Source organism: Aquimarina agarilytica ZC1, from assembly GCF_000255455.1.
Taxonomy (GTDB): Bacteria; Bacteroidota; Bacteroidia; order Flavobacteriales; family Flavobacteriaceae; genus Aquimarina; species Aquimarina agarilytica.
On record NZ_JH621271.1, the window covers coordinates 42,999 to 55,870 of the forward strand.

The 12,872-nt window shown below is 32.6% G+C and carries 8 protein-coding genes; 6 read left to right on the forward strand and 2 right to left on the reverse strand.

Annotation, left to right across the window (positions count from 1 at the left end; genetic code table 11):
• Positions 1–110 precede the first annotated feature (110 nt).
• The 4 genes from uvrA (at position 111) to KQA_RS0213230 (ending at position 9,022) form a co-directional block, all read left to right on the forward strand.
• The gene (gene uvrA / locus KQA_RS0213215; RefSeq protein WP_010181879.1) at positions 111–2,942 is read left to right on the forward strand and encodes an excinuclease ABC subunit UvrA; all 2,832 of its coding nucleotides are present in this window, start codon (positions 111–113) and stop codon (positions 2,940–2,942) included.
• A 96-nt stretch (positions 2,943–3,038) separates the two neighbouring features.
• Positions 3,039–3,728 (forward strand): LOG family protein, encoded by a 690-nt coding sequence (locus KQA_RS0213220; RefSeq protein WP_010181880.1) that lies wholly within the window; start codon positions 3,039–3,041, stop codon positions 3,726–3,728.
• Between the two features lie 22 nt (positions 3,729–3,750).
• Positions 3,751–6,534 carry a gluzincin family metallopeptidase gene (locus KQA_RS0213225; protein ID WP_157366702.1) on the forward strand — a complete coding sequence of 928 codons (2,784 nt, stop codon included), beginning with the start codon at positions 3,751–3,753 and terminating at the stop codon, positions 6,532–6,534.
• A gap of 73 nt (positions 6,535–6,607) precedes the next feature.
• Positions 6,608–9,022, forward strand: a complete 2,415-nt coding sequence (locus tag KQA_RS0213230) for an alpha-ketoacid dehydrogenase subunit alpha/beta (RefSeq protein WP_010181882.1) — start codon at positions 6,608–6,610, stop codon at positions 9,020–9,022.
• Positions 9,023–9,070: 48 nt separating this feature from the next.
• On the opposite strand, the gene KQA_RS0213235 is transcribed toward KQA_RS0213230, so the two are convergent.
• A complete protein-coding gene (locus KQA_RS0213235; protein WP_010181884.1) occupies positions 9,071–10,315 on the reverse strand; it encodes a protoporphyrinogen/coproporphyrinogen oxidase in 1,245 nt (414 codons plus the stop codon).
• Between the two features lie 305 nt (positions 10,316–10,620).
• On the opposite strand from KQA_RS0213235, the gene KQA_RS0213240 reads away from it, so the two are divergent.
• Positions 10,621–11,304: a T9SS type A sorting domain-containing protein gene (locus KQA_RS0213240; RefSeq protein ID WP_010181885.1), complete on the forward strand. Its 684-nt coding sequence runs from the start codon at positions 10,621–10,623 to the stop codon at positions 11,302–11,304.
• A gap of 121 nt (positions 11,305–11,425) precedes the next feature.
• Complete coding sequence (locus KQA_RS0213245) at positions 11,426–12,241, forward strand: 2,3,4,5-tetrahydropyridine-2,6-dicarboxylate N-succinyltransferase (RefSeq protein WP_010181886.1); 816 nt, start codon at positions 11,426–11,428, stop codon at positions 12,239–12,241.
• A 142-nt stretch (positions 12,242–12,383) separates the two neighbouring features.
• Here the strand turns inward: KQA_RS0213245 and KQA_RS0213250 are convergent, their stop codons facing one another.
• Positions 12,384–12,758, reverse strand: a complete 375-nt coding sequence (locus KQA_RS0213250) for a hypothetical protein (RefSeq protein WP_010181887.1) — start codon at positions 12,756–12,758, stop codon at positions 12,384–12,386.
• Positions 12,759–12,872 lie beyond the last annotated feature (114 nt).

A 12,872-nucleotide genomic window follows, 5' to 3' on the forward strand; every position in this document is an offset into this window, starting at 1 on the left:
TAATAAGGTTATTTGAATAAGTATTCATAGCATGCTAATCGAATTTTTAAGATTGCATTCACAACACTTACTTCAAATTACAACTGGAATTAGCTATCTTTAGCACGACTATGAATACAAGCGAAAACACCATTCACGTTCAAGGAGCACGTGCCCATAACTTAAAAAATATTGATGTTGTAATTCCTAGAGATAAACTAGTGGTTATTACCGGCTTATCTGGTTCAGGAAAATCATCATTGGCCTTTGACACCATTTATGCCGAAGGACAACGACGGTATATTGAAACATTTTCTGCCTATGCACGTCAATTTTTAGGTGGTTTGGAACGCCCAGATGTGGATAAAATTGATGGACTTTCACCAGTGATTGCCATTGAACAAAAAACGACCAGTAAAAGTCCCCGAAGTACCGTAGGTACTATTACCGAAATTTATGACTTTTTACGTTTATTATTCGCGCGTGCCAGTGATGCTTTTAGTTATGAAACTGGTGAAAAAATGGTCAGTTATTCTGATGAACAAATACAAGAATTAATCACCGAAAAATTTAATGGAAAGCGTATCAATATAGTAGCTCCTGTTGTCCGTTCTCGTAAAGGGCATTACCGAGAGTTATTTGAACAAATTGCCAAACAAGGATTTGTTAAAGTGCGTGCCGATGGTGAAATTATTGATATTGTGAAAGGCATGAAATTAGACCGATATAAAACACATGACATAGAAATTGTTGTTGATCGGCTTCAAGTTTCAACGGAAGAAGACACCCAAAAAAGACTATCTGAAAGTATAAAAACAGCTATGTATCATGGTAATGATATCCTTATGGTTGTGGAACATAAAAGTCAAAAAGGACGTTTTTTTAGTCGAAACTTAATGTGCCCTTCTTCTGGGATTTCTTATCCAAATCCGGAGCCTAATAATTTTTCATTCAATTCCCCAAAAGGAGCTTGTCCTAAATGTAACGGCATTGGAAATTTATATGAAGTTAATTTAGAAAAAATAATTCCCGACCCTGCCATATCAATAAAAAATGGTGGTTTAGCTCCTCAAGGCCCTCAAAAAAATAATTGGATTTTTAAGCAATTGGAACTTATCGCTATGCGATTTAATTTTGCGTTAATGGATCCAATTAGTAAAATTCCTAAAGAAGCTTTAGAAATTATTTTACATGGAGGTAAAGAAAAATTTACTGTTAACAGTAAAGAACTCGGAGTAAAACGAAGCTATAGTATTGATTTTGAAGGAGTAGCTAATTTTATTCAAAGTACTTATGACAATAGTGATTCTACCTCATTAAAAAGATGGGCTAAAGAGTATATGGATCATGTAAATTGTAGTTCATGTCATGGATCTCGCTTACAAAAAGAAGCACTAAACTTTAAATTAAACGAAAAAAATATTGCTGAATTAGCCCAAATGGATATTGTTGAACTTAAAAAATGGTTTGATGAGCTTCCTAAACATATTACTAAAAAACAACAGCAAATTGCCAGTGAGATTATTAAAGAAATTTCAACTCGAATACAATTTTTAGTCGATGTCGGATTAACCTATTTATCGCTTAACAGGAGTAGTAAATCACTCTCTGGAGGTGAGGCTCAACGTATTCGTTTAGCTACACAAATAGGCTCGCAGTTAGTAGGTGTGCTCTATATTTTAGATGAGCCTAGTATTGGTTTACATCAACGTGATAACGAAAAATTAATCCAATCTTTAATACAATTACGAAACATAGGAAACTCAATAATTGTAGTGGAACACGATAAAGATATGATTGAACAAGCCGATCATGTCATTGATATTGGACCAAAAGCAGGTCGTTTTGGAGGAGAAATTATTAGCGAAGGGCCTCCAAATGAACTTAACACACATAATACATTAACGGCAGATTACCTTAGTGGGAAGAAAGAAATTGCTATCCCTAACACACGAAGAAAGGGAAATAATAAAACTTTAAAACTAACTGGTGCTACTGGAAACAACCTAAAAAATGTATCCATTGAATTACCATTAGGTCAAATGATTGTTGTTACTGGTGTTTCTGGTAGTGGGAAATCTACCTTGATTAACGAAACTCTTTATCCCATTTTAAATAACCATTATTTTAATGGGAAAATGGAACCTATGCCCTACAAAAAAATAGTCGGCTTAGAAAATTTAGATAAAGTAATTGATATTAATCAATCCCCAATTGGACGTACCCCCCGATCTAATCCTGCTACTTACACAGGAGTGTTTTCAGAAATAAGAAGTCTTTTTGCCATGACACCCGAGGCCATGATTAGAGGTTACAAACCTGGTCGTTTTAGCTTCAACGTAAAAGGAGGACGTTGCGAAACCTGTGGTGGTGGTGGATTGCGTGTAATAGAAATGAATTTTTTACCTGATGTTTATGTAGAATGTGAAACTTGTCAAGGAAAAAGATTTAATAGAGAAACACTTGAAATTAGATACAAAGGAAAATCAATTTCCGATGTATTAAATATGACAATTAATGAAGCCGTAAACTTTTTTGAACCTATTCCTAAAATTTATCGCAAACTAAAAACAATTAAGGATGTTGGCCTAGGCTACATTACTTTAGGGCAACAATCCACTACGCTATCAGGTGGTGAGGCACAGCGTATAAAATTAGCTTCCGAACTCTCTAAGAGAGATACAGGGAACACCTTTTACATATTGGATGAACCTACTACAGGATTGCATTTTGAAGATGTACGTGTACTCATGGAAGTCCTAAACAATTTAGTTGACAAAGGAAATACGGTACTAATAATTGAACACAACATGGATGTTATTAAACTAGCAGACTATATTATTGATGTGGGTCCCGAAGGTGGAAAAGGCGGAGGTAGCATTATTGCAAAAGGGACTCCTGAAGCAATTAGTAAGGTTAAAAAAAGCCACACTGCTAAATTCCTAAAAAAAGAATTAAACTAAATTATAATGACTTTTTACAATTATAATTGAACTATAGTGTAACATAAGTCATTCCAATAAAGTCATTAAAATTAGCAAAAACTTAAACAATTTAAATTGAGAAACGAACAACACTACAAACGCTGGAACGAGATAAAAACAAATGATTCATGGGCTATTTTTAAAATCATGGGGGAATTTGTGAATGGATTCGAAAAAATGAGTGAAATCGGGCCCTGTGTCTCTATTTATGGATCCGCACGCACAAAACAAGATCACCCCTTTTATCAATTAGCCACCGATGTTGCTGCCGAAATTGTAAAACATGGTTATGGAGTTATCACTGGAGGCGGACCTGGTATTATGGAAGCTGCTAACAAAGGAGCCTTTGAAGCTGGAGGAACGTCTGTAGGATTAAATATTGATTTACCCTTTGAACAATTTGATAATCCATACATAGATCGTGACAAAAACTTAAACTTTGACTATTTTTTTGTACGAAAAGTAATGTTTGTAAAATATTCGCAAGGCTTTGTGGTTATGCCAGGTGGGTTTGGTACACTCGATGAACTTTTTGAAGCTATTACACTCATTCAAACCAATAAAGTGGATAATTTCCCTGTAATTTTAGTAGGTACTGAATTTTGGGGAGGACTTTTTGAATGGATCAAAAATACGCTTTTGGAAAGCTTTGGCAACATAAGTCCAAAAGATTTAGATTTAGTTCATTTGGTGGACACTCCTAATCAAGTTATTGAAATTTTAGATAAATTTTACGACAAAAACAACTTAAAACCTAATTTCTAGTTACCGTACTTTGTTAAAAAAATTGCTTTTATTATTCTCTCTTTTTGTTTCGCTTATCTCTAGCGGACAAAATGAATCATATATAAATGCAGTACTTTTTGATAAATTAAAAACTATTGTTGTTGTTCAAGAACTTGTATACCATAACACTTCAAATGACACCCTAAATGAAATTTATTTAATGGATTGGGCCAATGCCTTTTCTAGTAAAGAAACGCCATTAGTGGTTCGTTTTAATGAAGATTTTCGTCGAGCCTTTCATTTTTCCAGTAAAAAAGAAAGAGGTTACACTGATATTATTAATTTTCGATTGGGAACAGGAAAAAGTAATAAGTGGATACGGCCAAAAGATCACCCCGATGTAATTAAGGTAAATTTAGAACACAAGTTACTCCCTGGGAAAAAAATAAAGCTTGAATTTCAATTCCAAGTAAAAATACCCGATGATCGTTTTACCAAATACGGTTATGGAAAAAATAGCTATCAACTTAGGTATTGGCACTTAGCTCCCGCCCTATATAATAATGGATGGAAGTTTTTTAGCCATAAAAATTTAAATGATTTTACTTCAAGCTTAAGTAATTATACGCTTAAATTTAAAAGTGATACTGATTTTCATATTGAAACAAACCTTAATAAAACAAATGAGAAAAATAAGGACTTTATCATTTTTAAAGGCAATGATATTGATGCAATAAAATTATACTTATCAAAAAAAGAACGTTTTGAGCAACTAACATATAAAAACAAAATCATCACCACCGATATCCCTAAAGATGGTTTATCAAAAGAAGCTCAAGAAAAATCAATTAAAAAAGTGTACGATTATGTAGAAAGTTACTTTGGAGAACTTCCGCAAAAAAAATTGTTACTTTCATACACCAACTACAAAAAACAACCCGTCTATGGTCTTAATCAATTACCCGATAAGCTAAGGCCTTTTGAAGCTTCTTTTCAATATGAAATAATCTTATTGAAAGAAATGGCTAAAGAATTCAATAAACAAAGCATTCAAACAGATTTACGTAATGATCAATGGTTTACAGATGCCATACAAGTATATGCAATGATCAACTATGTGAATACCTTTTATCCCGATAGCAAATTAATTGGACGCTTGAGTAAATTTATAGGTGTTAAATGGTTTCATGCCTCAAAATTATCTTTTAATGATCAATATTATTTAGGTGCAAAAAATATGGGAGCTCGTTTTTTAGAACAGCCACTTACTATACCTAAAGATTCGTTACTAAAATTTAATTATAATATTTCTAACCCTTACAAAGCAGGTATGGGCTTAAATTACTTGGATAAAAACTTAAATGGATCCATAAAGCTAACTATCCGTAGCTTTATGACAAATCAAAAATTAAAAGCCACTACAGGAAATGATTTTAAAGAAGCTCTAAAAAATAGTACCGAAAAAGATATCAGTTGGTTTACAGATGATTTTGTGAATTCGGACACTAAATTAGATATAAAAATAAAAGGAGTTTCTCGTAAAAAAGATAGCATATATGTACATTTAAAAAATGACGGCAGATCTGTTCCAGTAAAAGTTTCTGGGCTAAAAAAGAAATCAGTAATTGAAGAAAAATGGATCCCTAGTTTTAAAGACACTATATCTGTTGGTTTTGAAAAAAAATGTGCCAATAAATTCATTATTGATTATGATGAGGACTTACCCGAAGTAAACAGAAGAAATAACTATTGGAAGACATCTGGTATACTCAATAAAAAATTACAATTCAGACTTTTTCAGGATATTGAAGACCCTAAATATCATCAAACTTTTTTATTACCGGTCTGGGATTTTAATGTGTATGATGGTTTTTTACTAGGAGGAAGCTTTTTTAATAAATCACTAATCCGAAGAAATTTCAATTATAGTTTCACGCCATCATATGGAACGGAGTCAAATAAAATATTAGGTTCTTTTGGAATAAATTACACACACCAAATTAAAAAATATGGATGGTATTTACTCAACTTTGGAATAAGCGGATCCACATTTAGTTATGCTCCTGATAGGCTTTTTAGATCATTTACACCCTCGATTAGTGTTAGTTATCGTCCAAAAGATTTACGAAAAAACATAAAACAAACCATTAGTAATAGGTTAGTTTCAATTAAAAGGGAAAAAGATCCAAATATCCCATTAGAAACTCCTAATTATGATATTTATAATGCTCGTTATCGTTATTCTGACCCTAATTTAACACATTCATTAGGTATTATAGTGGATTTTCAACAAGCTAAAAACTTCAATAAAGTATCCGCTGTTTTTGGATATAACAAGCTATTTTTAAACAATCAACGTGTTAACTTTAGACTTTTTGCAGGTACTTTTATATCTAATAAATCACAAGCTGATGGTGACTTTTTTAGTTTCGCATTAGATAGACCTACTGATTATTTATTTGATTATAACTATTTAGGAAGAGCTGAAAGTACTGGCTTAGTAAGTCAACAATTTATATCTGCCGAAGGTAATTTTAAATCACAACTTAATCCTGCTTTTGCTAATCAATGGTTAGCTACCTCTACCCTAGAAAGTAGTATATGGAATTGGGTACAAGCTTATGCAGATGCTGGCTTTGTAAAAAACAAAGGAATAGCACCTGAATTTGTATATGATTCTGGGATTAAACTTAATCTTTTGACAAATTATCTCGAGTTATTTTTCCCTTTACAATCCTCTTTAGGCTTTGAACCTAGTCTTTCTAATTATCAAAAACGTATCCGTTTTAAAGTTTCACTAAGTGTTCAAACTCTTATCGGATTATTTACCCGTGAATGGTACTAAATATGAGCTAAAAGTAACGTTGTAAAAAACCTTATTTATCCTTACTTTTGTTAAGTCCATCTTATACCACTATATGCACGCAAAATCTTCAACTACACTGTCGTTATCGTTTACTGAATTTAAAGAGCAAGTATTATCTGACTATCGAATTGCTTTTATGAGTAGGGAATGTAGTTTAACAGGTCGTAGGGAAGTCCTTACTGGTAAAGCTAAATTTGGAATATTTGGCGATGGTAAAGAATTAGCGCAATTGGCTTGGGCTCGTGTTTTTGAAAAAGGTGATTTTAGATCTGGTTATTACAGAGATCAAACTTTTATGTTTGCTGTTGATTGTTATCAAATATCAGAATTTTTCTCTGGACTTTACGCCTACACTGATATTAATGAAGAACCCTTTTCTGCCGGAAGACAAATGGGAGGGCATTTTGCTACCCATAGCTTAAATGATGATGGTAGTTGGAAAAATTTAACTGAACAGATTAACTCTGCTTCAGACATTTCCCCTACTGCTGGTCAAATACCCCGATTAGTAGGCTTGGCGCAAGCATCAAAAGTATATAAAAATAATCCTGCCTTAAAAAAGCATACTAACTTTTCAAATAATGGAAATGAGGTTGCCTGGGGTACTATAGGAAATGCCAGTACTAGCGAAGGACTTTTTTTTGAATCTATAAACGCAGCCGGAGTATTACAAGTTCCTATGGTCATTAGTGTTTGGGATGACGATTATGGAATTTCTGTACACAACAAGCATCATACCACCAAGGAAAGTATTTCGGAAGTATTAGAAGGGTTTCAGCGTACAGAAAAGGCTGAAGGTTTTGAAATTTTAAAAGTAAAAGGTTGGGATTATTTAGCCTTAATTGAAACTTACGAAAAAGCAAATCGTATTGCTCGAAATGAGCATACACCTGTATTAATACATGTTACCGAACTAACTCAACCTCAAGGACATTCTTCGTCTGGTTCACATGAGCGTTATAAAAATGAAGAGCGCCTCCTTTGGGAACGTGATTTTGACTGTAACAAAAAATTTCGCCAATTTATTATTGATAGTAATATTGCTACTCACGATGAGCTGAAAGTAATAGAAAAAGAAATTAAAACCGAAGTAAGAACAATTAAAAATGCGACTTGGAAAAAATTTATTTCAGTGGTTATTAATGAACAATTGGATGCGCTGGAATATTATAAACCTATCATACAAAAGAGTACCCAAAGTGTATTTATAAAAACTATTGTTGAAGAGCTTGAAACTAAAAATGAACCCTTACGCAAAGATATTTTAGAAACAGGACGAAAAATTTTACGTTACATCTCTCACGAAAATTTTCCTGAAAAAACAGCTATGATTAATTGGCTTAATAACTATCAGGAAACCATACGTCCTAAATTTAGTGCTCATTTATATAATGAAAATGAGCATCGGGTAACTTATATTGATGAAGTACTTCCTACCTATGAAAATGACGCTCCTATGGTGGATGGAAGAATTGTATTAAGAGATAATTTTGATAAAATTTTTGAAACTATTCCTGAAACTCTGATTTTTGGAGAAGACGTTGGCTATATTGGCGATGTAAACCAAGGCCTAGAAGGGCTACAAGAAAAATACGGCGAAATACGAGTAGCCGATACAGGTATTAGAGAACCCTCAATTATAGGTCAAGGAATCGGTATGGCACACCGTGGACTTCGACCTATTGCAGAAATACAATATTTAGACTATATATTATATTGTTTACAAACCTTAAGTGATGATTTAGCTTGTTTGCGTTATCGTACCTTTAATAAACAAAAAGCCCCATTAATTATTCGTACGCGAGGCCACCGATTAGAAGGTATATGGCACTCTGGGTCACCTATGGGTGGAATTATACATTTATTACGAGGTGTACATATCCTTGTTCCACGTAATATGACTAAAGCCGCAGGTTTTTACAATACGCTACTTGCTAGTGATGAACCTGCTATTGTGGTGGAATGCCTTAATGGATATCGTTTAAAAGAAAAATTACCTAGTAATCTAGGTGAATTTAGAACTCCTATAGGTTATGCTGAAGTAATTAAGGAAGGAAAGGATATAACGCTAGTATCTTACGGGTCAACATTACGATTAGTACAAAGTGCTGCTAAGGAACTATTAATTGTAGGCATTAATGCCGAAATTATTGACGTACAATCCTTATTACCTTTTGACTTAGATCACGCTATAGCAAAAAGTGTTTCCAAAACCAATCGAATTTTAATTATAGATGAAGATATGCCAGGTGGAGCTACAGGATATATGCTACAACAGGTGCTTGATGTACAAAATATTTTCAAATATTTAGATAGTGCCCCGCAAACACTAAGTGCTCAACCACACAGGCCGGCCTTTGGAACCGATGGTGATTATTTTAGTAAACCATCTATTGATGATATTTTTGAAAAGGCTCATGCCATTATGCACGAAAGTAACCCAGGTAAATTTCCTAAATTGAGGTAGTAATAACGTTATTACGTACATCTTTTGGTTATTTTTATTTAAATCTCATTAAGACACCATAGTACCCGTTATTTTTTCATGAATTGCTTTTGCTACTAATTCACCTGAATGCATCGCCGCATTTAGTGATCCATTAAGTAACGTATCCCCTGCTAAAAAAATATGTTCTGTTAATTGTGTTTCGGATGGATGTACTGTCATTTTTGCAGTACTTAATTCTGGTAAGGCATAGGGAATATCATATACTTTCAAAAAACGTATCGGTGTGATATCAAAAATTAATTTTAATTCTTCCGTTACCTTAGCAATTAAATCTTGATGGGTTAATTGGTGTTGCTTTATTATTGAAACAGACAATAATTTATGCTTTGCATTGGATAAAATACTTTTAGGATAACAAACAGAATTAATTAATCGATTCTCTTCAGAAGTTATCAAACCTATCATATACCTGTTAAAGTCAATTTGATCTACTTCAAAATATAAAGTTTGAGTCCCTTTCCACCCTGCTTTTGTCCCCGCTAATTGCGGAATTATTTTTGAGGCTTCAGTTGCTACAATTATAAAATTAGAGGTTTCTGTGTCTCCATTTGAAAAATATATAATGTCACCCACTACCTTTTCTACTTTAGTAGAAAAATTAATTTTTGTAGCCTTCAATTTTGATGTAAGCTGATTGGGAATTTCTTGCATTCCTTTCCTAGGAATAACTGCTTTTCCTTCACTAAACATTTTAAAAATAAATTCAAACATTCTTGACGAGGTATTCAATTCACTTTCTAAAAAAATGCCCCCGAAAAATGGCTTGAAAAACTCTACAATAAATTGTTCCGAAAATTCAAAAGCTTTTAAATAGTCAATAGTTCGCGATTCCTCACCTTCAAAAATTTGCTCAATGGTTTTATTTTTAAGTTTTCGCGTAAGCTTAAAAATTTTTAACTTATCGGATAACACTCCAATTTTTGAAAAAATAGTAGAGAATAATAAGGAGGTATCTTTTATAGGATCACCGATACAAAATTGTTTTCCTCCTTTAAAAATATAAGCTCCCGATTCAAATGCATCTAAATCTAGAGCATTAAAATCTAAATATTTTTGAGCCTGTGGGTAAGCACTTAATAGTACTTGAAATCCATGATCTAAAATATAACCATCTTGTACATCGCTTCGAACTCTTCCTCCTACCTTTTCATTAGCTTCAAAAATTGTAGGTTCATATCCTAATAATTCCAATTGAATTGCAGCAACAAGCCCACTTACTCCTGCTCCTATGATTGTTATACTTTGTTTCATTTTTCTAGTACTTTATGAAACAAAAATAACTTAATCTGATCAATAATTAATAGTTAAACTCACAAACTATTACAAGCTAACTTGCACAAAAGTTACCTCCCAAAAATTCATAAAAGACTTATAAAATAGCTACTACATTTTTTTAACTAAAATTTAAATAGAAAACACTTACAGTTCTTAAAATAGATATGATATTAAAAATAAGTGCAACAAATTAACAAATACACACAACATATCGATAATAAATTTATACTTAAACTTATTTATTAGTAAATTTAGAGTCAATCATATAAAAAAACAAAATGATGAAAAAATTACTTAAGAAATTTTTAATAATTACATGCCTTATTAGTTTCAACGCTTTAGTTGCTCAAGAGAGTACCACTTGGGTAAGTAGGCCTGCTGATAATGCTACATTTGAAGCTGGAACTAGCATTACTGGACTTTCTGTTGATTATGTTATAGATTCAGGTAGAGAGATAGGTCCATTTAATGCTGCTTTTAGAATTAGAATTACTCCAACAAATGAACAAGTTGGTGTATTTATTCATACTGCAAATGGAGCTACTGGTAGTGGAACAGGTAGTGGCGACCTTGCTATTAACGGTGAACTGTTACCATCGGACATGCTTCCAGACGGACAATCTTATATTTTAATAGCTACGATGAGTACTAGAATGATAGGGGTTACTGACAATTCGACTAATGCTTTCCCAGATTCTGTTACTATACCTATCACTATTACAAATTCTACCTTAAGTACTTCTGAGTTTTCTGGAAACATTAATGGTTCATTTGGTCCAAATCCAGCTAGTGATATGATCACTATTGATTCAAATATCCAAACAGAAACATACAGTGTTGCCGATTTAAGTGGTGCTACTGTAAAAACAGTGAAAGCAGAAGGAACTTTAGATGTTTCTGACTTACCTAGTGGCATCTATTTCCTTATTACTGATGTAGGAGTGGCTAAATTCGAAAAAAACTAAGAAAAACCTCCAGTATAAAATCATAAAGCGTCTATTGTTAGACGCTTTTTTTGCTTTAAAACTTTATTTAGTGTTCGACCTAGATCACTAAATAATGTATCTTTGTCAAAAATTTTACTCAATGCAAGAATTACAACAAATTATAGAAAAAGCATGGGATAACCGTGAACTTTTAAAAGAAACTGCTACTCAAGATGCTATTAGAAAAGTAATTGACTTATTAGATTCTGGTAAGCTACGTGTTGCAGAACCAACTGCTGATGGATGGCAAGTTAACGAATGGGTAAAAAAGGGGGTAGTACTTTATTTCCCTATCCAAAAAATGGAAACATTAGAAGCTGGTATATTTGAATACCACGACAAAATGCCTTTAAAGACTGATTATGAAGCAAAAGGGGTACGTGTAGTTCCTGGTGCATCTGCAAGACAAGGATCATATTTATCTGCTGGTACTATTTTAATGCCTAGTTACGTAAATATTGGTGCTTATGTTGATGAAGGGACTATGGTAGATACATGGGCTACTGTTGGAAGTTGTGCACAAATAGGTAAAAATGTTCACCTAAGTGGTGGTGTTGGTATCGGTGGTGTTTTAGAACCTTTACAAGCTGCTCCAGTTATTATTGAAGATGGAGTTTTTGTTGGTTCTCGTTGTATAGTTGTTGAAGGTGTACGTGTGGAAAAAGAAGCTGTTTTAGGAGCTAATGTTGTTCTTACTATGAGTACAAAAATAATTGATGTAACTGGTGATGTTCCTGTGGAAACTAAAGGAGTAGTTCCTGCACGTTCAGTTGTTATTCCTGGTAGTTATACTAAAAAATTCCCTGCAGGAGATTATAATGTACCTTGTGCATTAATTATTGGTAAACGAAAAGAAAGCACAAACAAAAAGACATCATTAAATGATGCTTTACGTGAATATGATGTAGCTGTTTAAACTATTTTAAAATAGATAGACCATTAAGTGAAAGCCTTAGTTTTATAAATAAAACTAAGGCTTTTTTAATTATTTTTTTTTAATATATATATCAAGTTACACTCCCTTAAATTAGACTATAAAAAAGTAGATAACCCTATTTTTAAAGTGGCTTCTTTTTTAAGAATGAAAATACTATTGTTAGTATAATGCAGAATGGGAATATAACAATTACCATTGGTATGCCTCCAGCTAAAGGATCTTTTGATAAAATAATATTTATTAAGCCTATAGCAATACTAATAGGATATAACCACGGTAAGAAAGAGTATTTCTTTCCAAACTCTTTAGTCAATAATAAAACAACAGCCGGAGCTATCAATATAATTTGAACTATAATCCCGATTATTAATTCTGAAAATAAGGATTCCAAAAAACTAAAGTTCTTACTAATTTCAATAGCATTATACATATTAAAAATAAAATATGCTATCGCTATTATAATTCCTATCACAGCTGCTTTCTTATGCTGTTTCATAATTTTAATTTTTACACTAAATTAACTACAAAAATTAACAATAAGGGCTCAAGAAAAAAACTTGGGGAGAAATGTATATTTGTAATTAAAAACAGGGCACAAAAAAAACCTCTA